Origin of the sequence: Bradyrhizobium sp. AT1 (assembly GCF_001590795.1) — a bacterium.
Lineage (GTDB): Bacteria > Pseudomonadota > Alphaproteobacteria > Rhizobiales > Xanthobacteraceae > Bradyrhizobium.
The window spans coordinates 4,539,666-4,558,957 of sequence record NZ_JXDL01000001.1; the positions used below are offsets into that span (position 1 = coordinate 4,539,666).

Genomic DNA, 19,292 nt, shown 5'->3' on the forward strand with positions numbered 1-19,292 from the left:
AACGTGAGGCGCCAGCTGGTGGCGGATGGCCCGCGATCTACCGCCCCCCTACGCCCTGATATTATTGTCCTTCACGACCTTGCCCCAATAGGCGACCTGCCTGTCGAAGAAGGTCTTGAAGGCGGCGCCATCCTGCAGCAGCAGCGTCATGTGCTGCGTCTCCTTGAGCTGGGTGGCGGTCGCTGGCTCGCTCAGGATCTCCTTGGACGCTGCCGCGAAGGCTGCGACGATGTCCGGCGGCGTGCCTGCGGGCGCGAAGATGCCCCACCAGGCCAGCGTCTCGAAATCGGGAAAGCCCGCCTCGATCGCGGTCTGCGTGTCCGGCAGCGCCGGCAGCCGCTCGCGGCCGAGCTGCAGGACAGGATGCAGCATGTTGGTGCCGAGCTGGGCGGCGACCAGCGCGGCCGACCCCGCGATGAGATCGACATGGCCGCCGAGCACGTCGTTCATCGCCGGCCCGCCGCCGCGATAGGGCACGTGCATGATCTCGACGCCGGCCTTGCTGCCGAGCACGGTCATGGCGAGATGGCCGAGCGTGCCGATGCCGACGGAGGCATATTTCACCGCGCCAGGGGTCGCCTTGCAGGCAGCCACCACGTCCGCGAAGCTCTTGTAGGGCCGGCCGGCGCCGGCCGCGATCACATAAGGCGCGGTGCCGATGAGCAGCACCGGCATCAGTTCGCGCTCGACGTCGACCGGCGGCTTGTCGAGGATCGACGGGATCACCGCATGGGAATCGAAGGTGACCAGGAACGAGGTGCCGTCCGCCGGGCTCTTGGCGACCTGCGCCGCACCGAGCGCGCCGGCGGCGCCGGACTTGTTCTCGACCACGACGATGCGATTGAGCTTTGTTTGCAGGCTGGCCTGCAGCAGCCGCGCCATCGCATCGGTCGAGCCGCCCGGCGGAAACGGCACCACCAGGGTGATCTTGCCGGCCTGCGCCATGGCCGGCGTGATTGCGAGAATGGCCGGCGCAGCGAGCAGCGCCCGTCGTGTGATCGTCATGGTCCCCTCCCTTTGATACTGCGCCCGGCTTTTTGCTCTTTGGCGCTTAGGTCGTGCCGAAGCCCGACCCGGCTTTTCTGTATTCTGGACGAGGCGGACTGAAAATGTCCAGCACGCGGGCACCGTCGGGGCCGGCGCGCATGGTGTGCGGCACATTGCCCGGGGTGCGCCAGAAATCGCCCTTCTTCACGGCGATTTCCTCGTCGCCCTGGACGCGGATGGCGGAGCCGTCGAGCAGGACGCCCCATTGCTCCTCGGGATGATGATGCAGCGTGCCTTGCGCATGCGGTGCCAGCGTCACCACTGACAGCATCGCCTGCTCGCCGGAGAAGATGCGCGTGGTCACGCCGGCCGCGAGCTCGCGAAACAGGCCATCGTCGGGATTATCGATATTGTGAAACTCGTCCTTCTGGCTCACGTCATTCTCCCCTCTACGTTTATCTTGCGGCAGACTGGCTCACGACAGTCAGTAGCCGATCTTTGAACTCGCCCTTCAGGGTCACGTACACGCTGGACCAACGCCCAGCCTTGAACTCGCAGCCGCCTTTCGGACAGTAATCCTTATCGTGATGGTCGCCACTCAGAACGCCAAACAGCGTCATTCGATTGTCGCGCATGCGAAACAGGGCGCTGCCGGACGCCCCAAATTCAAACTCGCAGTTCGTTTGGAATGTCGCCCAGTCCATAGCCGCGCGCACCTGACACTCCTGCATCGTCTTGTTGAACTGCCCGTACTTGTCCTTCTTTCCCGTGGCTTCGATATCGTAACCGACAACCGCCAGAACATGCTCCAGCTCGGCCAGAACTTCCGTCCGTTCGTAAATCTGGTAAGGCGTCACTTCCGCGGGAAACGCGAGTTTTGCGATAGCCCAATCGTTGACGGCCGCTCTTGGGGCAGCATCGGCGCAGGAGCCCATCCATAAGGTTGCCGACAAAGGAATGAATCGCCTCTCCGTACCCCGATAGTACTCAAAGATGCACCTCTCAGGTAACGTATGTGGCTTGCAAAGATCCCGAAAAGAGTGAGCCGCCGTCGTGATCACGTCGCGCGCTCCGGTGACTTGAGCGCTGCTAACTCCCCCTGGGCACCGCAGGGCGCCACTCGCCGCAAAGCGCTCTCCTATCTCACTCGGAGAGAGACCGTTGGCCTTTGCGTACGCCTCTTCCGTCATTCGCCGCACTGAATCCGTCGAAGAGACAGTGACGAACAGCGACCGGGCAGAATTGCCGCTGGCCTCGCGCACGTCCCGAGGACCAACCTCGTTGTTTCCAGATACCAATAAAAGGAGAACAGGCAGGACGAATGCGTAGTTTCTCATCATCTAAAGTAACCCCAGCATCAAGCAGCATGAGAGAACTTTGGCCGAAACAAAGGTCGTGAAATCACTTTGGGAAATGGCCGGGCCGACTTCGACTTGCGCTCAAGTTCAGCCATGGCCTTGACATCAGCCCGCCTGGTCAAGACTTTCCGTAAGAACCCTGATAGCGCCCCTCGCGGATTGCCTTCAGTGTCTCCTCCTCGCGCGCGACCTGGATGCGCACGGCCTCGAGCAGCGCGGCGGCACCCGCGGCGGGAAACGACACCACGCCATCCTCGTCGCCGACGACGATGTCGCCGGGCGCGATCACGCTGCCGCCGATCGACACGGGCACGTTGATCTCGCCGGGGCCGTTCTTGTAGGGGCCGCGATGGATCACGGCGCGGGCGTAGCAGGGAAAGTCGTCGGCTGCGAAGGCGGCGACGTCGCGGATCGCGCCGTCGATCACATAGCCTTCGGCTTTGCGCCATTGCGCGATGTTCTTCATGATCTCGCCGACCAGCGCGCGCGTCTCGTCGCCGCCGCCATCGACCACGATGACGTCGCCGGGACCAACCAGCTCGAGCGCGCGGTGGATGGCGAGATTGTCGCCGGGCCGGGTGCGCACGGTGAAGGCCGTGCCCACCAGCTTAGCCCCGCGATGATAGGGTTTGAGCCCGACCGCGCCCGGCAGCCGGGCGAGATTGTCTGAAATGACCGAGGTCGGCGCATTCCGAAAGCCCTCGATGATCTCGGCCGGCGGCTTCGGCACGCTGTTCGCTGCGATGGTGATCGTCATGTCGGTCCTTCCGGGTTTGCCTTACTCGGCGTGCGCCCTCGCCGGCCAAATCCGGAAGGCGCGTCCTTCTTTCAACCACGCTGCACGTTCGTCGCGCAACAGCGTGCGGCGGACTTTGCCGAAATCATCGCGCGGCGGGGCGCTGACGATCTCGCAGCATCGCAAAATCGCCGGGCTTGACGCCCGCGGCCGAGAGCATTGCCAGTTCGTTTTCTGGGCTCCCCTCGAATGAGGCGCTCGCGGGGCCAAGTGTGGCAGCGCCGGGCGGCCGCTGTGACTCCTACGCCACGTCAAGCACAAAATGTCAGCATTGCAGCCACGAAATTCCCGGGTTCCATGGGTGACAAGCCGGCGATAAAGAGGCAAAAATCCGGCTCGACTCAGTTCGGGTTGAGCTATGCAAGGAATGCTCTCTTAGAATGTCGTCCCTGATTGCATTGCGTCGTGCGGCGCTGTTTCCCGTTGCCGCGGCAGGCTCTCTTCTGCTGACGCTGCCGCATGCCCAGGCGCAATGGTGGAAGCGCGCGCCGGTCGATTTCGAAGCGTGCGCCGACGCCGCCGAGAAGGCCGCGACCAAGGCCGAGAAGACATCCGCTCTTGCCGATTGCAACGCCAAGTTTGCCGGCCGTCGCAAGCCGGGCGGCGGCTATTCCTACTACGACTTCCTGCAGGATCGCACCTTCGACATCGCCGGGCCCAACCCGACGCCGGAGGAGCAGAAGAAGATCGACGAAGCCTACACGGCCTATCTCGCCAAGGAGCGTCGCAACAACGAAGCCGCCCAGGCGACCGCGCGCCAACAGCGCGAGCAGCAGGAGCAACAGGCGCGGCAACTCCAGCAGGTCGCATTGCGAACCGAGGTCGAGCGTGTGCCGGTGCCGGTCGAGCGACCGAAGGTGCAGCAGACGGTGGGCCAGCGAAAGGGCGCGGCCTGCACCAAGGGCTCGTTCTCCTGCGAATGGCCCCGGCTATCGGAAAGCCTGAACGATCTGAAGAAGCTGTTCAGCCCGACCCCGAGCAAGCCGGCGAAGAAGGGCTGAGTTGCGCTGTTTCGTTCGCGCTGTCGCCACAAACTCGACTGTCGTCCCGGACAAGCGTCAGCGCAGATCCGGGACGGAGGGTGGGGCGTCAGTTTGCGTGCTTCTTCTTGCTGCGCTTCGGCTTGACCACCGGCGCTGTTAACGTCGGCGTACTACCCAACTGCGACCTGCTCTCCTGCAGCCGCCTGTCATAGCCGGGCGAGGTCACGACCGTCGGGGGCCTCGCGTGGGCAAGCGTCGAGGCGCCGCACAGCGCGACGAGTGCGAACCCGATCTTCAAACGATGCCTCATCGCATGTCTCCTTGCACACAAGCGCTAGCCGCGGATCTGCTGCGGCGTCAGCCCGGGAGGGCCCTTGCCGGCAACTTCAGCCTCCTTCACCAGCGCAACAATGCGGCGCATCAGCGGCACCTCGACATGGTTTTGTTCGGCGAGCGCGATGACGGCTCCTTGCAGATAGTCGATCTCGGTCTTGCGGCCCTGCTTCAGGTCCTGCCACATCGAGGAGCGCGCCTCGGGATCGATCTTCATGGTCCGCCCCAGGATTGCGTTGAAGATCATATCGGGCAATCTGAGCAATGTCGGGGACCAGTTCATCGGGATCGGCGTCGCCGAGACCGGTGCGATGCCGGCGGCCTTCAGCGCGGCAAGCCCCTCGGCCATCTGGTCCGCGAACAGCCTGCGCCAGTCGCGGTTGGCCAGTTGCGCGGCGAGCGGCATGTCGGACAACGCGCTCAGCGCATTGTTCAGATTGATGATCAGCTTGCCCCATTGCACGCCGGTGATGTCACCGCTTGCGCGCATGGCAAGGCCGGGCACCGAGAGCGCCGCCGCCGTGTTCTCGGCGTCAGCCCCGATATGGATGTCGCCGGAGGTCGAGCGATGGAAGCGCCCTTCGCCCATCGCGATCACGTTGAACGGCACCATGCCGGCGAGAACGCGGCGGCCGGCAAGACGCTCGCGCAGCACCGCGACATTGCCGATGCCGTTCTGAAGCGAGACGATGACGGCATCCTCAGGCGCGTGCTGCGCGATCTGATCCGCGACATCGGCGGTGTCGGCGCTCTTCACCGTGACCAGCACGATGCCTGCACTGTGGAAGATCGCAGGATCCTCCGACAGCGCGAGCTGGCCTGCGCCGAGCTTCGTCTCGGAACCGTCGAAATCAGTCAGCCGCAGGCCGAACCGCTCGATTTCGGTCTTCACACGCGGCCGCACCAGCAGCGCAACGCGGCGGCCCGACGCCGCCAGCATGCCGCCGACGAAGCAGCCGATGGCACCCGCGCCGGCCACCACGATCGGTCGATCCGTAACCACTGAGCTTGCTCCCTGAACGCCCAGCCTTCGATAGCAGAGGCGAGGCCGGCAACCAATCGCGTCGCATCCGACTTGTAACGGTCATGACGGCCCCATATGTTTTCGCCCCGGGGGCAGTCAGCGGCGAGCGCTCGCCGGACGAGACGCCAAAGGAGAGCACCATGGGTCTACTCGACGTCCTCAACGGTATGCAGAACGGCCCGCGCGGTCCCTCGACGCCGAGCTCCGAGAAATCCTCCGGCGGCATGTCGCCGATGACCATGGCGCTGCTCGGCCTTCTTGCCTGGAAGGCGTTCAAGCACATGACCGCGAACCAGTCCGGCACGGCGCCGCAGCCGTCGCCGACGCCGGCCCCGCCGCCGGTGAACGCGGATAGCGGCGGTCTTGGCGGTCTCGGAGGCCTGCTCAAGGGCGGGCTGGGCGGCTTGCTCGCCGGCGGCGCGGCCGGAACCGTGCTCAGCGGCGGCCTCGGCGATCTCCTCAACCAGCTCCAGCAGGGCGGCCACGGCGAAGCCGCGAATTCCTGGGTCGGCAAAGGTCAGAACAAGCCGATCGCGCCGGGCGATCTCGCCAGCGCACTCGGCGCCGACCAGATCGAGAGCCTGTCCGCTCAGAGCGGCCTGTCGCGCGAGGAATTGCTCAACGGCCTCAGCCAGTATCTGCCGCAAGTGATCGATCATCTGACGCCGGACGGACGGCTGCCGACCGAGCAAGAGCTCTCGGGCAAACTTTAATCGGACCTTGGTCGAGCCGTTTTCGGAAAGGAAAACACACTCATGAGCATGGGCGGCCTGTTGTGGATCATCGTCGTCGGCTTCATCGCCGGCCTCATCGCGCGCTGGCTGGCGCCGGGACCGAACAACCCGAGCGGCTTCATCCTCACCACCATACTCGGTATCGCCGGCGCGTTTCTCGCCACCTTCATCGGCCAGGCGATCGGCCATTACAGCCCCGACCAGGGCGCCGGCTTCATCATGGCCACGCTCGGCGCAGTGGTGGTGCTGTTCATCTGGCACCGCCTGGTGGCGAGCGGCGTGATCAAGGGGTGACGCTTCAAATCAGCGAAGGGGCACACCGCCTCTACACCGTCATGCTCGGGCTTGACCCGGGCATCCACGTCTTTTGATCTGCGCGGTGAGGCGTGGATGGCCGGGTCAAGCCCGGCCATGACGTGGAGCGAGCGCAGCGCCAATCCCGCCATCACGTAATCAAATGCATCCCCGCATCCATGCGCACGACCTCGCCGGTCATGTTGCTGGAGGCTGGCATCGCCAGGAAGCAGACGAGCTGTGCGATGTCCTCGGCTGACGAGGCGACCTTCAACGGCACTTTCGCCACAACGCTGTCGCGCACCTGCTTGGCGCCCGCCTCGCCGCGTCCCTTGGTGAACCAGGGCGTGTCGATATAGCCGGGACACACCGTGTTGACGCGGATCAGCGGCGCCAGCGCGCGCGACAGCGACAGCGTCATGGTGTTGAGCGCGCCCTTGCTGGCGGCATAGGCGATCGACGAGCCGACACCGCTGATGCCGGCGACCGAGGACACGTTGACCACCGCGGAGGGTCGGCCCGACGCCTTCGCGCCGGCCTCGAGCAGGCTGCGCGCGGCGCGCACCATCTGGAACGGACCGATGGTGTTGACGCCGTAGAGGCGCTGGAAATCTTCCGCCGACAAGCCGTCGAGATCGGCGTGAGCCACATGCTTGGTGGTGCCGGCATTGTTGACGAGAATATCGAGCCGGCCCCAGCCGCTGGCGGCCGCGACGATCTTGCGGCAATCCTCGTCCTTGGAAACGTCACCCTGCGCGACCAGCACCTCCGCCGCGCCGGCCTTGCGGCAGAGCTCAGCCGTGGCCTCGGCCTCGGTCTTGCTCGACGAATAGTTGATGACGAGCCGCGCCCCGCTGCGCGCAAGAATTTCCGCGGTTGCCGCGCCAAGGCCAGAGGCCGATCCCGTCACGATTGCGCACAGATTGTCCTTGGCCATCTTGATGTCCTTCCCCGTGGCTCTGATCTTTCGCGTCCTGTTTAGCGAGTTTGCGGCGCCCTGCAAATCGAGCAAACTCCGCTAAGCGGAATTAGCTTGGCGCCCATGCCCGCGCCGCAGGTTGACCTGCGATCAACGCTTGTCAGGGCCATGGCTTTTTCGGATCATCGGGCGCAAGAAGACCTGCGCGGCACGCTCACCAGGCGGGACGCGCCAATGGCAAAATACGGGGAACGCTGTGGCGGAGAGTGACAATATCGTCGTCGAGACCGCGGAGAAAATCTTCGCCGATCTCGCCGATCCGCAGACCATCAACAACGACAAGAAGGGCGCATGGCAGGCGCCGCTGTGGCAGGCGCTTAGCGAAGCCGGCCTGCCATTGTCCTGGGTGCCCGACGATCTCGGCGGCTCCGGCGCGAGCCTGGCCGATGGTTTTGCGCTGCTGAACGCTGCCGGCCGTTTCGCCGTCGCGGTTCCGCTGGCCGAGACCATGCTCGCGGGCTGGCTGCTGGCGCAGGCGAAGATCGCATCGCCCGAGGGCGAGATGACGGTGCTGCCGGCCTCGCCGAAGGATCGCATCGCTGTGGACGCCGACGGCTCACTCTCCGGCCGCGCCCGCGGCGTGCCGTTTGCCAAGGCGGCCAGGCATTTTGCGGTGCTGGCGCACGGCAAGGACGGCGCCGTGATCGCGCTGGTCGACGCGGCCAAGGGCCGGATCGAATCCGGGCTCAATGTCGGCTACGACCACAGCGACACCGTGACGCTCGATAAGGCCCAGCCGATCACGCTCAAGCCCGCGCCGAAGGGCTTTGACCAGACCAATCTGATGCTGATGGGCGGCGTCGCGCGCAGCCTGCAGATCGCGGGCGCCCTGGAATCGATGCTCGACATCTCCGTGCGCTATTCCAACGAGCGCGTCGCCTTCGAGAAGAAGATCTCGAAATTCCAGGCGGTGCAGCACAATCTCGCCCGACTCGCCGGCGAATCCGCCGCAGCGCTTGCCGCCGCAACCTCGGCGGCCGACGCCATCGCCAACGCCACCGCGTTCGACGACGCGGTTTATCTCGAAGCCGCCTCGGCCAAGATCCGCTGCGCAGAGGCAGCCGAAAAGGGCGGCGCCATCGCGCACCAGGTGCACGGCGCGATCGGCTTCACCTTGGAGCACATCCTGCACCGCTATTCGCTGCGGGCGCTGGCCTGGCGCGACGATTTCGGCTCGGAAAGCCATTGGGCCGTCGAGCTCGGCAAGCTGGTTGCAGACCGCGGCGCCGACGAATTGTGGCCGCTCGTGGCATCGCGCTGATCAGGGAGAGAAACACATGACCGCTGCGCTTCGTTTCGATCCGATCCGCCTGCCCGAGAAGTGCGAGCAACTCCGCAAGGAAGTGCGCGCCTTCCTCGCCGAGGAGATCGCCGCCGGTACCTTCGATCCGCACAAGCCCAATCGCGAAGACACCGACGCGCCGGAATTCTCCCGCCGGGTCGGCGCCAAGGGCTGGCTCGGCATGACCTGGCCCAAGAAATATGGCGGCCAGGAGCGCTCCTTCCTCGAACGTTACGTGGTGACCGAGGAGATGCGCGTTGCCAACGCGCCGACGCGGCGCTTCTTCGTCGCCGACCGCCAGAGCGGCCCGGTGCTGATCAAGTACGCGCCCGAACACATCAAGATGGAGATCTTGCCGCGGATCTGCCGCGGCGAGATCTGCTTTGCCATCGGCATGAGCGAGCCGAACTCCGGCTCCGACCTGTTCGCCGCGAAGACGCGCGCGACCAAGACCGACGGCGGATATCTCATCAACGGCACCAAGATCTGGACCTCGTCGGCACACATCGCCGACTACATGATCGCGATCTTCCGGACCTCGCAGCCGACCAAGGAAAACCGCCGTCACGGCCTGACGCAGTTTTTGGTCAAGATGAAGCAGCCGGGCATCCAGGTGAACCCGATCGGCCAGATCACCGGCCAGTACGAGTTCAACGAGGTCGTCTTCACCGACTTCTTCGTGCCCGATGATCACGTGCTCGGCGAGGTCGACGGCGCCTGGAAGCAGGCAACGAGCGAGCTTGCCTATGAGCGCTCGGGCCCCGAGCGCTTCCTCGAAACTTATTACGTGCTGACCGAGCTGGTCCGTGCGGTCGGCCCCAATCCGGACACGCGCAGCGCCGAAGGCATCGGCCGCCTCGTCGCGCAGCTGCACACCATGCGGCGCATGTCGGTCTCGGTGGCCGGCATGCTCGAGGCCGGCAAGGAGCCCGTGGTCGAGGCCTCCATCGTCAAGGACATCGGTACGGTCTGGGAGCAGCAGCTTCCGCACCGCGTCCGCGACCTCGCCGCCTTCGTCGAGGAGACCGCGACCAACCGCGAGACCCTGGAGCGGCAGCTCGACTTCGCGATCAAGACCGCGCCGAAACTCACCATCCAGGGCGGCACCACCGAAGTGCTGCGCGGCATCATCGCGCGCGGCTTGGGCTTGCGCTAAACCTTCGAGGACATCATGAGCACCTATAAAGACATCGGCGTCGAGAAAGTCGGACACGTCGGCACCATCGAGATCCGCCGCCCGCCGCTGAACTTCTTCGACATCTCGCTGATCAACCAGATCGCGGACGCGCTCGACGAGTTCGATCGCGACATCGAGATCCGCGCCTCCGTTCTCTCGGCGCAAGGCAAGGCGTTCTGCGCCGGCGCCAACTTCCAGGACCCGGCGCGGCAGGCGCAGGAAGCGCGCGAGGCTGACAAGAAAGGCGATCCCGCCGACAATCTCGGCCCGATCAACCATCTCTACATCCAGGCCGTGCGCATCTTCCGCGCCAAGAAGCCGATCGTTGCCGCCGTGCAGGGCGCCGCGATCGGCGGCGGATTGGGCCTCGCGGTGTCGGCGGATTTCCGCGTCACCTGCCCCGAAGCGCGCTTCTCCGCGAATTTCACCAAGCTCGGCTTCCATCCCGGCTTCGGCCTGACGACGACGCTGCCGGAGCTGATCGGCAAGAACAACGCCGAGCTGATGTTCTACACCAGCCGCCGCGTCACCGGCGAAGAGGCGTACAAATGGGGCCTCGCCAACGAGCTGGTGCCGCAGGACCAGGTCAAGGCAGCCGCGATGAAGCTCGCCGGCGAGATCGCAGAATGCTCCCCGCTCGGCCTGCTCTCCACCCGCGCCACCATGCGCAACGGGCTCGCCGACCGCGTCATGGCCGCGACCAATCACGAGCTCGAAGAGCAGACCAGGTTGCGCGCCACGGAAGATTTCAAGGAAGGCGTGAAGGCCACGGAAGAACGGCGCGCGGCGAACTTCAAGGGACGGTAGTCAGCGCATTGCACTGGCGCCGCTACATTCTCCCCTGTCGTCCCTGCGAACGCAGGGACCCATAACCACAGGAAGAGGTTGTCGCGTAAAGCTGGTCACTACGAGTCTTCGCCAAACTACTCCCTGAGGCTATGGGTCCCGGATCTGCGCTTCGCTTGTCCGGGACGACAGCGGTAGGTGAGGCAACCGCTCAAGCCACAAGCCGAAACGTCACCCCGCCCAGCAGAAACTCGTTGCCCGCCACCGCGTGCCCCTTCGCTCGCGCCGCATGCAGCACGCGCGCGACGTCAGTCACCCGAAACTCCAGCGCGCTCATGATTTCGCTGGCGCCCTTGACGAAACGGAAGGTCGCGTTGGGCAGCTTCAACTCGGAACCATCAGCCGCAATTCCGATGATCTTGCCCCAATGCGCCGCCAAGCCGTGCGGATCCGGGCTTTGCATCTCCACCGCGACAAGCGCGTGCGTCACGTCCTTCCGGATGAACTTCTGCCAATCCGGCCCCGCGGGCGGATACGCGCCCAGAATGTCGTCGCTGCCTTCGGTGTGGTTGAACTCGATGAAGGCGGCGCGGCAGTCGCGGGGGTGGAGCTGCACGCCGTGATAGGGCGCGTGGTCGATGACGTTGGCGGTGCGCACGCCAAGCGCATTGGCGTTGCGGCCGCGCTCGTCGGGATCATTGCAGCAGAAGATCGCCATATAGCCGCCGCGACCGCCGGTCTTCTCGATGAAGCGGCCGGCCGTGGTACCGTCCTGGAAGGGTGCGACCACCTCCAGCATGATCGTGTCGACGGGCAGCAGCGCATTCTCCAGGCCGTATTTCGCGACATTGCCGTCCCGGTAGCAGACGGCGAGACCCATGATCTCCGCGATGTCGGAGATCACAGGCGCGAGCTGCGGCGCGACCAGGCAGATCTGCCGCAAGCGCATATAAGGCGCCACGGTCATGCGCCCTTGAACGTCGGCTTGCGCTTCTCCACGAAGGCTTTTGCGGCCTCCTTGTGGTCCTCGGTGTCGCCGCAGCGGGTGTGATGGATCGCCTCGCCGTCGAAGCAATCCTCCAGCGCCAGATGCTCGGCATTGTTGATGTTGCGCTTGATGAAGCCGAGCGCGATCGACGGCCCCTGAGCCAGCGACAGCGCGAGCTCGTGCGCGGCGGCGTCGATCTCGGCGTCGGGCACGACCTTGGTCACCATGCCGATCGCGTGCGCCTCCTTCGCGGTCAGCACCGGCGACATCAGATAGAGCTCGCGCGCCCGCGCGCTGCCGAGCAGCTGGGTGAGGAAATAGGTGCCGCCGTAATCGCCGGAGAAGCCGACCTTGGCGAAGGCCGTGGTGATCTTGCAGGATTCGGATGCGATGCGCAGGTCGCAGGACAGCGCCATCGACAGGCCCGCACCAGCCGCCGCACCGTCGAGCTGCGCCACCACGGGCTTCGGCATCTGGTGCAGGATGCGCGAGACCTCCATGCCGCGGCGCAGGTTCGCCATCTTCACTTCGAACGGCAGCGGCGCGCGGCCGGCCGCCATCGATTTGACGTCGCCGCCGACGCAGAACGAGCCGCCGGCACCCTTGAACAGCACGGCGCGCACCTCGGGATCGTCGGCGGCGCGGCGCGCCGCTTCGACCAATCCTGCGACCATTTCGGGATTGAGCGCGTTCTTCCGCTCCGGGCTGGTTCATCGTGATGGTGAGCAGCCCGCCTTCGAGCTCTTGCAGGACCATGTCGTTCATGGGGGCGTCTCCTTGTTGTTTTGCTCCGTCATTCCGGGGCGCGCCTTGGCGCGAACCCGGAATCCATTTCTCGACCGTCACTGGCGCCCGATGGATCCCGGGCTCTCGCTTCGCGAGCCCCGGGATGACGACCTATTGTTGGGCGCGCTTGTCGTCACAACGACTCACGCCGTCACTTCTTCACCAGCGGGCAGCGCGACTGCTCGAGCGGCTGGAAGGCTTCGCTGCCGGGCACGGTGGCGAGCAGCTTGTAATCGTCCCAGCGGCCCTTGGATTCCGAGGGCTTCTTCACCTCGAACAGATACATGTCGTGGATCATGCGGCCGTCCTCGCGGATCTTGCCGTTCTTGGCGAAGAAGTCGTTGATCGGCGTTTCCTTCATCACCTTGATCACGGCGGCCGCGTCGGTCGTGCCGGCCGCCTTCACGGCTTTCAGGTAATGCGTAATGGAGGAGTAGACGCCGGCCTGGGCCGAAGTCGGCGGCCGCTTCACGCGCTCCTGAAAGCGCTTGGAGAAGGCGCGCGTCTCGTCATTCATATCCCAGTAGAACGCTTCCGCCAGCAACAGCCCCTGCGCGGTCTCCAGCCCGATCGAGTCGATGTCGGTGACGAAGGCGAGCAGCGGCGAGACCTTCTGGCCGCCCTTGGTAATGCCGAACTCGGCCGCCTGCTTGATGGCATTGACGGTGTCGCCGCCGGCGTTGGCGAGCCCGATCACCTTGGCCTTGGACGCCTGCGCCTGCAGCAGGAAGGAGGAGAAGTCCGAGGTATTGAGCGGATGGCGCACGCTGCCCAGCACCTTGCCGCCGGTCTTGGTGACGACGGCACTGGTGTCCTTTTCCAGATCCTGGCCGAAGGCGTAATCGGCGGTGAGGAAGAACCAGGTGTCGAGGCCGGTCTTCACGGCCGCGAGGCCGGTCACGTTGGCCTGGCCATAGGTGTCGAACACGTAGTGGATGGTGTAGGGGCCGCAGGCTTCGTTGGTGAGACGGATCGAGCCCGGACCGTTGAACATGATGATCTTGTTGCGCGCCTTGGCGATCTCGCCGGCCGCCAGCGCGGTCGCGGAGGCCGCGACGTCGTAGATCATCTCGACGCCCTGGTTGTCGAGCATGTCGCGGGCGATGTTGGCGGAGAGGTCGGCCTTGTTTTGATGGTCGGCCGCGAGCACCTGGATCTTGCGTCCGAGCACCTCGCCGCCAAAATCCTCAACAGCCATCTTGGCCGCAGTCTCGCTGCCGGGGCCGGTGATGTCGGCATAGAGGCTCGACATGTCCAGGATGCCGCCGATCTTGAGCGGTGGCTTGTCCTGGGCCTGCGCGGCGGCGCTCGCACTCAATGCAAACGCAGCGGCAAAGATGCCCGACATAATGTGCTTCATGGAAAAGACCTCCCGTTATCGCCTGTCTCTGAATGGCGGCTTCGTTATTGGTGTTGCCGCAATCATGCCGCATGCGCAACAGCGCAGCAAGCACGAGGTGCGATGAAGATGAATGATCATTGCGCGCTTTCCGCAAAGCGGAATGGCGAGAAGACGCAAAATGTTTCCGCGTCACTGCGAGCGCAGCGAAGCAATCCAGAGTCTTCCGCGGATGGACTCCGGGCTGCTTCGTCGCTCCGGTCTTCGTAATGACGGAGCGCGAGGAAAGCGTCTTCGCGAAGCGCTACACTTGAGGTAAAGCTAGAGCGTAACGCAACCTCTCCGGGTCACGTGACGCGACTGTTTCATATCATCGTCGTCTTCCTCATTGCCGCGGCCGATGCCGCGTGCGCGGCACCGTGCCAATTCGAATCCCAAGGCGAAGGTCGCATCGCCACCATCGTCGACGCGCGCAGCGTCCGTCTCGATGACCGACGCGAGATCCGCCTCGCCGGCATAGAACCGACCCCGACGACGAAGCAGACGCTGACATCATTGCTCACCGGCCGCGACGTCACGCTCCGCAGCGCCGACGACTCGCCCGACCGCTACGGCCGGCAAGGCGCGCTGGTCTTCATCGGCGAGAGCGACACGTCCGTGCAGGCCATGCTGCTCGCTCAGGGCGACGCCATGGTCTCCGCCGAGATCACGGACAAGGACTGCGCCGCCGCCCTGATGGCGTCGGAAGCAGCGGCACGGCGCCAAAAAAAGGGCAGCTGGGCTGACCCGTCGGCCATAAAAAACGCGGAAAGTCCGGACGATATTTTGGCGGGGATCGGGCGTTTTATGGTGGTCGAGGGCAAAGTCCTGTCGGTCCGGCAAGCTGGGGCAATGACCTACCTCAACTTCGGACGAAGCTGGACACGTGGCTTTACCGCGACTATTTCAAAGCGCACGCTGCCGGCGTTTGAAAGCGCCGGCATATCCCTTAAGTCCTTGGAAAATAGACGTATTCGAGTCCGGGGCTGGGTCGAGGGGAATACGGGGCCGCGGATCGATGTGCGGCTCATAGGGCAAGTCGAGTTGCTGGGCGCAAACGAGCCGACAGGGGAAAGGCCCTAACGAGGGGCCAGGCACGGGTTAAGCGACGTGAATGGGGTGCTAGAACGGCACGTACGGAACGAAGGCCGCTGCCTGCGGGCGGCGCCGGCCGCGCTTTGCCTCGTGCTGGGCACGGCGCTGGCGGGCTGCGGCGACATGGGCCGGTTCCAGACCGCCGCTGTTCCTGCGACCGTCGCCATGCCGAAGCCGAAGCCGGCCGTCGCCCAGACCCCCGCCACCGAGAAGGAGCACGAGCGCATCCTGGCGAGCTATGGCGGCGCCTATGACGATCCCCGGCTCGAATCGCTCGTCAGCAAGACCGTCGACCGGCTCGTCGCGGCCTCCGATCGGCCCGACCAGGGCTACAAGGTCACCATCCTCAATTCCGGCGCGGTGAACGCCTTCGCGCTGCCGAACGGCCAGCTCTATGTCACGCGCGGCCTGCTTGCGCTCGCCAGCGACACCTCGGAATTGTCCTCCGTGCTCAGCCATGAAATGGCGCATGTGCTGTCCAAGCACGCCGCGATGCGCGAGGACCAGGCGCGCCAGGCCGCGATCGTCACCCGCGTCGTCACCGACATGAGCAACGATCCTGATCTCACCGCGCTCGCGCTGGCCAAGACCAAGCTCACAATGGCGAGCTTTTCGCGCAAGCAGGAATTCGAGGCCGACGGCATCGGTGTCGGTATCTCCGCCAAGGCGCATTTCGACCCCTATGGTGCGGCGCGCTTCCTCTCGGCGATGGAGCGCAATGCCGAGCTGAAGGCCGGCAAGTCTTCGCTCGACCCGCGCGCGCAGGATTTCACCTCCTCGCACCCGGCGACCCCGGAGCGCGTCCAGAACGCGCAGACCATCGCGCGGCAATATACGGCGCCTGAAGGTGCCGAGCGCGACCGCGAGAGCTATCTCGCGGCGATCGACAACCTCGTCTACGGCGAAGACCCCAGCGAAGGTTTCGTGCGCGGACGCAGATTCCTGCATCCCAAGCTCGGCTTCACCTTCCAGGCGCCGGACAATTTCACGCTCGACAACACCGCCCAGGCCGTGATCGGCGTGCGCGAAGGCGGCGCACAGGCGATGCGCTTCGACGTGGTGCGCGTGCCGGCCGAGCAGTCGCTCGGCGACTACCTGAATTCCGGCTGGATGGAGGGCGTCGAGAAGGCGTCCACCGAAGACCTCACCATCAACGGCTTCCCGGCCGCGTCCGCCACCGCCAAGGGCGACCAGTGGCAGTTCAAGGTCTATGCGCTGCGCTTCGGCAGCGACGTCTATCGCTTCATCTTCGCGACCAGGCAGAAATCGACCGAGAGCGAGCGCAACGCGCGCGAGACCGTCAATTCGTTCCGCAGACTGACGTTGGAGGAGATCCAGGCCGCCCGCCCGCTGCGCATCAAGGTTATCACCGTGCAGCCCGGCGACACCGTGGAGTCGCTGTCCCACCGCATGGCCGGCGTCGATCATCCCGCCGAGCGTTTCCGCGTGCTGAACGGTCTCGACCGCACCGCGCAGGTGAAGGTGCGCGATCGCGTGAAGATCGTGGCGGATTGAGGCTGCAGATTTCTGCGTAGCCCGGATGGAGCGCAGCGCAATCCGGGATTCGTGCGCGCTGCAACGCTGTCCCGGATTACGCTACGCTCCATCCGGGCTACAGACGACGTGTTGGCTTGCCTAACCGCCCGCGTCCATGTCGCCCTTCTCGCGCTGGCCGCTGAGCCAGAGCGCGAGCAAGGTCCAGAACGCGCCGGACAACAGATACGCGCCCGAAGCGATGACGCCGAGATTAGTGGCGAGCAGCAGCGCGACCAGCGGCGCGAAGCCGGCGCCGAACAGCCAGGCCATGTCCGAGGTCAGCGCAGATGCCGTGTAGCGGTACGTCTGCTTGAAGTTCGAGGCAATCGCGCCGGAGGACTGGCCGAAGGACAGGCCGAGCAGAATGAAGCCGATCACCATGTAGATGGTCTCGCCGAACGCGCCGGCGTCGAGCAACTGGGGGGCAAAGCCGCTATAGATCGCAATCGCGATCGCCGAACCCATCAGCAGCGACTTGCGGCCGACGCGGTCGGCGATGATGCCGGAGACCACGATCGCGCCGACGCCGAACACGGCGGCGACGATCTCGATGATCAGGAAGCGCACCGGGCTTTCGCGCGTGAACAGGAACACCCAGGACAACGGAAACACCGTGACCATGTGGAACAGCGCAAAGCTCGCCAGCGGCGCGAACGCGCCCAGCATGATGTTCTGGCCTTCGCGCGCGACCGTCTCGGAGATGCGCGCCGGCTGCAATTCGCGGGTTTCGAACAGCGACGAATATTCCTCCGTCGTTACCATGCGCAGGCGCGCGAACAGCGCCACGACGTTGATGGCGAATGCGACGAAGAACGGATAGCGCCAGCCCCAGTCGAAGAAATCGTCGGCCGAAAGATTGCCGGCGAAATAGGCGAACAACGCGCTCGCCACGATCAGCCCGAGCGGCGCTCCGAGCTGCGGCACCATCGCGTACCAGCCGCGCTTGGAGGGCGGCGCGTTCAGCGCCAGCAGCGAAGCCATGCCGTCCCAGGCGCCGCCCCAGGCCAGACCCTGCGCGATGCGGGCCAATGCCAGCAACCAGATCGCGGCGACACCGATCTCGCTGTAGCCGGGCAGGAACGCCAGCGCGACTGTGGCAGTGCCGAGCAAAAACAGCGCCGAGATCAGCTTGGCCGTCTTGCCGTAGGCACGGTCGACCGTCATGAAAATGACGGTGCCGATCGGACGGGCCATGAAGGCCAGCGCGAAGATCATGAAGGAATAGAGCGTGCCGGTCAGCTCGCTCGCGAACGGGAACACCAGGCGCGGGAACACGATCACCGAGGCGATCGCGAAGACGAAGAAGTCGAAGAATTCCGAGGTGCGGCCGATGATGACGCCGATGGCGATCTCGCCCGGACTGGCCTGGTCATGGCCATGCTCGCCCGAGTGGAGGTCTGCCATTGCGGGGGTCTGTGCCGTCGCCATGCGTGCGCCCTTAACGTCCTGAAAACCAAAGCCGACCACCCGGCGGGGCGCCAGGCGATCCCGCCCTGTCTGGCCCAACATCTTGCAGTGCAACATTGGACAAATTGTCCAATGTCCGGATTGTTGCGCCGCAGCTACCCGTTGGCCCCGCAAAAGAAACTCATTCTCAAAGGCTCGGCCCGTGTCTCGTCTCAAGATCCTGGCGCTACTACCTCTGGCTGCCGCGCTCAGCGGCTGCGACTACGTCGTGCTGGCGCCAGCCGGCGACATCGCTGCCCAGCAGCGCGACCTCGTCATCATCTCCACCGTCCTGATGCTCCTGATCGTCGTCCCCGTGATGGCGCTGACGGTGCTGTTCGCCTGGCGCTACCGCCAGTCCAATACCGAGGCCCGCTACGAGCCGGAATGGGATCACTCGACCGCGCTGGAGCTGGTGATCTGGTCGGCGCCGCTCTTGATCATCGTTTGCCTGGGCGCGCTGACCTGGATGGGCACGCATCTGCTGGACCCCTATCGCACCCTCGGCCGCATCCATGCCGACCGCGCCGTGGACCAGTCCAAGGCCCCGCTCGAGGTCGACGTCGTCGCGCTCGACTGGAAATGGCTCTTCATCTATCCCGACTACGGCATCGCCACCGTCAACGAGCTCGCAGCTCCCGTCGATCGACCGATCAACTTCCGCATCACCGCGTCCTCGGTGATGAACTCGTTCTACATCCCCGCGCTCGCCGGCCAGATCTATGCGATGCCGGGCATGGAGACCAAGCTCCACGCCGTCGTCAATCACGCCGGCACCTATAAGGGTTTCTCGGCGAATTACAGCGGCGCCGGCTTCTCCGGCATGCACTTCAACTTCCAGGGCCTCGACGACAAGGGCTTTGACGCCTGGGTCGCGCAGGCCAAGTCCGCCGGCGGCTCGCTCGGCCGCGCCGAGTATCTCCAGCTCGAAAAGCCGAGCCAGAACGAGCCGGTGCGCCGCTGGGGCACCGTCGATGCCGATCTCTACCGCCTGATCCTCAACATGTGCGTCGAGACCGGCAAGATGTGCCAGAGCGAGATGATGGCGATCGATGCCAAGGGCGGCGCCGGCCATCAGGCCCTGAACAACACCCTGCCGCTGGCCTACGACAAATACGCCCGTCGTGGCACCGCGCTTGGACCGGAGCCGAGCTTCGTCGCCGGCACCTGCACGCCGGATGCGCCGCAGGGTCGAACCACGGCGTCGATCACGGCCCCCGTCGACACCGCGCCGCTCACCGGCGCCGGCCTGAAGCGGCCAAGCTTCACGCCGCTCAAGTCCTCGTCCTTCTTCCTCGGACAGCGTCCGAAGTCAGACTCCTAAAGAGAG

19 protein-coding genes and 1 pseudogene are annotated in these 19,292 nt (G+C 65.1%); 9 read left to right on the forward strand and 11 right to left on the reverse strand.

Features of this window, described 5'->3' with window-relative positions; all coding sequences use genetic code 11:
- Positions 1-48: 48 nt before the first annotated feature.
- The 4 genes from SE92_RS21110 to SE92_RS21125 form a co-directional block, all read right to left on the reverse strand.
- The gene (locus tag SE92_RS21110) at positions 49-1,005 is read right to left on the reverse strand and encodes a tripartite tricarboxylate transporter substrate-binding protein (protein WP_063198050.1); all 957 of its coding nucleotides are present in this window, start codon (positions 1,003-1,005) and stop codon (positions 49-51) included.
- Between the two features lie 46 nt (positions 1,006-1,051).
- A complete protein-coding gene (locus tag SE92_RS21115; protein WP_025032611.1) occupies positions 1,052-1,423 on the reverse strand; it encodes a dimethylsulfonioproprionate lyase family protein in 372 nt (123 codons plus the stop codon).
- A gap of 19 nt (positions 1,424-1,442) precedes the next feature.
- On the reverse strand, positions 1,443-2,327 hold the full coding sequence (locus SE92_RS36010) for a hypothetical protein (RefSeq protein WP_157095592.1): 885 nt from the start codon (positions 2,325-2,327) through the stop codon (positions 1,443-1,445).
- Positions 2,328-2,463: 136 nt separating this feature from the next.
- Positions 2,464-3,102, reverse strand: a complete 639-nt coding sequence (locus tag SE92_RS21125) for an RraA family protein (protein WP_063198053.1) — start codon at positions 3,100-3,102, stop codon at positions 2,464-2,466.
- Between the two features lie 419 nt (positions 3,103-3,521).
- Here SE92_RS21125 and SE92_RS21135 point away from each other — a divergent pair, with 419 nt between their 5' ends.
- On the forward strand, positions 3,522-4,142 hold the full coding sequence (locus SE92_RS21135) for a hypothetical protein (RefSeq protein ID WP_063198055.1): 621 nt from the start codon (positions 3,522-3,524) through the stop codon (positions 4,140-4,142).
- Positions 4,143-4,230: 88 nt separating this feature from the next.
- Here SE92_RS21135 and SE92_RS21140 read toward each other — a convergent pair whose 3' ends face one another.
- Both SE92_RS21140 and SE92_RS21145 read right to left on the reverse strand, forming a co-directional pair.
- Positions 4,231-4,434, reverse strand: coding sequence for a hypothetical protein (locus SE92_RS21140; RefSeq protein ID WP_063198056.1), 204 nt, complete (start codon positions 4,432-4,434; stop codon positions 4,231-4,233).
- 24 nt (positions 4,435-4,458) lie between these two features.
- Positions 4,459-5,460, reverse strand: a complete 1,002-nt coding sequence (locus tag SE92_RS21145) for a 2-dehydropantoate 2-reductase (RefSeq protein WP_063198057.1) — start codon at positions 5,458-5,460, stop codon at positions 4,459-4,461.
- A gap of 161 nt (positions 5,461-5,621) precedes the next feature.
- On the opposite strand from SE92_RS21145, the gene SE92_RS21150 reads away from it, so the two are divergent.
- Positions 5,622-6,194: a YidB family protein gene (locus tag SE92_RS21150; RefSeq protein WP_063203676.1), complete on the forward strand. Its 573-nt coding sequence runs from the start codon at positions 5,622-5,624 to the stop codon at positions 6,192-6,194.
- Between the two features lie 42 nt (positions 6,195-6,236).
- On the forward strand, positions 6,237-6,509 hold the full coding sequence (locus SE92_RS21155; protein WP_080670147.1) for a GlsB/YeaQ/YmgE family stress response membrane protein: 273 nt from the start codon (positions 6,237-6,239) through the stop codon (positions 6,507-6,509).
- Positions 6,510-6,660: 151 nt separating this feature from the next.
- Here SE92_RS21155 and SE92_RS21160 read toward each other — a convergent pair whose 3' ends face one another.
- Positions 6,661-7,446: an SDR family NAD(P)-dependent oxidoreductase gene (locus tag SE92_RS21160; protein WP_063198058.1), complete on the reverse strand. Its 786-nt coding sequence runs from the start codon at positions 7,444-7,446 to the stop codon at positions 6,661-6,663.
- Positions 7,447-7,684: 238 nt separating this feature from the next.
- Here SE92_RS21160 and SE92_RS21165 point away from each other — a divergent pair, with 238 nt between their 5' ends.
- From SE92_RS21165 to SE92_RS21175, 3 genes are read left to right on the forward strand one after another with little or no spacing between them, the layout of a single operon-like run.
- The gene (locus SE92_RS21165) at positions 7,685-8,749 is read left to right on the forward strand and encodes an acyl-CoA dehydrogenase family protein (RefSeq protein WP_063198060.1); all 1,065 of its coding nucleotides are present in this window, start codon (positions 7,685-7,687) and stop codon (positions 8,747-8,749) included.
- Between the two features lie 16 nt (positions 8,750-8,765).
- Positions 8,766-9,926, forward strand: a complete 1,161-nt coding sequence (locus SE92_RS21170) for an acyl-CoA dehydrogenase family protein (RefSeq protein WP_063198062.1) — start codon at positions 8,766-8,768, stop codon at positions 9,924-9,926.
- A 15-nt stretch (positions 9,927-9,941) separates the two neighbouring features.
- On the forward strand, positions 9,942-10,754 hold the full coding sequence (locus SE92_RS21175; RefSeq protein ID WP_063198063.1) for an enoyl-CoA hydratase/isomerase family protein: 813 nt from the start codon (positions 9,942-9,944) through the stop codon (positions 10,752-10,754).
- 190 nt (positions 10,755-10,944) lie between these two features.
- Here the strand turns inward: SE92_RS21175 and SE92_RS21180 are convergent, their stop codons facing one another.
- From SE92_RS21180 to SE92_RS21190, 3 genes and pseudogenes are all read right to left on the reverse strand, one after another.
- A complete protein-coding gene (locus SE92_RS21180) occupies positions 10,945-11,694 on the reverse strand; it encodes a VOC family protein (RefSeq protein ID WP_063203677.1) in 750 nt (249 codons plus the stop codon).
- Positions 11,695-11,696: 2 nt separating this feature from the next.
- Positions 11,697-12,486: pseudogene (locus SE92_RS21185) on the reverse strand (enoyl-CoA hydratase).
- A gap of 172 nt (positions 12,487-12,658) precedes the next feature.
- Positions 12,659-13,867 (reverse strand): ABC transporter substrate-binding protein, encoded by a 1,209-nt coding sequence (locus tag SE92_RS21190; protein ID WP_063198065.1) that lies wholly within the window; start codon positions 13,865-13,867, stop codon positions 12,659-12,661.
- Between the two features lie 330 nt (positions 13,868-14,197).
- Here SE92_RS21190 and SE92_RS21195 point away from each other — a divergent pair, with 330 nt between their 5' ends.
- Both SE92_RS21195 and SE92_RS21200 read left to right on the forward strand, forming a co-directional pair.
- Positions 14,198-14,968, forward strand: a complete 771-nt coding sequence (locus SE92_RS21195) for a thermonuclease family protein (protein WP_084251864.1) — start codon at positions 14,198-14,200, stop codon at positions 14,966-14,968.
- Positions 14,969-15,004: 36 nt separating this feature from the next.
- On the forward strand, positions 15,005-16,495 hold the full coding sequence (locus tag SE92_RS21200; protein WP_063198066.1) for a M48 family metalloprotease: 1,491 nt from the start codon (positions 15,005-15,007) through the stop codon (positions 16,493-16,495).
- A 120-nt stretch (positions 16,496-16,615) separates the two neighbouring features.
- Here SE92_RS21200 and SE92_RS21205 read toward each other — a convergent pair whose 3' ends face one another.
- The gene (locus tag SE92_RS21205) at positions 16,616-17,944 is read right to left on the reverse strand and encodes an MFS transporter (protein WP_063203679.1); all 1,329 of its coding nucleotides are present in this window, start codon (positions 17,942-17,944) and stop codon (positions 16,616-16,618) included.
- Between the two features lie 181 nt (positions 17,945-18,125).
- Here SE92_RS21205 and cyoA point away from each other — a divergent pair, with 181 nt between their 5' ends.
- Positions 18,126-19,286 carry a ubiquinol oxidase subunit II gene (gene cyoA, locus SE92_RS21210; RefSeq protein ID WP_063198068.1) on the forward strand — a complete coding sequence of 387 codons (1,161 nt, stop codon included), beginning with the start codon at positions 18,126-18,128 and terminating at the stop codon, positions 19,284-19,286.
- Positions 19,287-19,292 lie beyond the last annotated feature (6 nt).

Excerpts from the sequence above, each read along its gene's own strand:
- SE92_RS21155 (WP_080670147.1), top strand. The coding sequence starts at position 6,237 with ATGAGCATGGGCGGCCTGTTGTGGATCATCGTCGTCGGCTTCATCGCC.
- SE92_RS21135 (WP_063198055.1), top strand. The coding sequence starts at position 3,522 with ATGTCGTCCCTGATTGCATTGCGTCGTGCGGCGCTGTTTCCCGTTGCC.
- SE92_RS21150 (WP_063203676.1), top strand. The coding sequence starts at position 5,622 with ATGGGTCTACTCGACGTCCTCAACGGTATGCAGAACGGCCCGCGCGGT.
- SE92_RS21140 (WP_063198056.1), bottom strand. The coding sequence starts at position 4,434 with ATGAGGCATCGTTTGAAGATCGGGTTCGCACTCGTCGCGCTGTGCGGC.
- SE92_RS21175 (WP_063198063.1), top strand. The coding sequence starts at position 9,942 with ATGAGCACCTATAAAGACATCGGCGTCGAGAAAGTCGGACACGTCGGC.
- SE92_RS36010 (WP_157095592.1), bottom strand. The coding sequence starts at position 2,327 with ATGATGAGAAACTACGCATTCGTCCTGCCTGTTCTCCTTTTATTGGTA.
- SE92_RS21205 (WP_063203679.1), bottom strand. The coding sequence starts at position 17,944 with ATGGCGACGGCACAGACCCCCGCAATGGCAGACCTCCACTCGGGCGAG.
- SE92_RS21110 (WP_063198050.1), bottom strand. The coding sequence starts at position 1,005 with ATGACGATCACACGACGGGCGCTGCTCGCTGCGCCGGCCATTCTCGCA.
- SE92_RS21170 (WP_063198062.1), top strand. The coding sequence starts at position 8,766 with ATGACCGCTGCGCTTCGTTTCGATCCGATCCGCCTGCCCGAGAAGTGC.
- SE92_RS21125 (WP_063198053.1), bottom strand. The coding sequence starts at position 3,102 with ATGACGATCACCATCGCAGCGAACAGCGTGCCGAAGCCGCCGGCCGAG.
- SE92_RS21190 (WP_063198065.1), bottom strand. The coding sequence starts at position 13,867 with ATGAAGCACATTATGTCGGGCATCTTTGCCGCTGCGTTTGCATTGAGT.
- SE92_RS21160 (WP_063198058.1), bottom strand. The coding sequence starts at position 7,446 with ATGGCCAAGGACAATCTGTGCGCAATCGTGACGGGATCGGCCTCTGGC.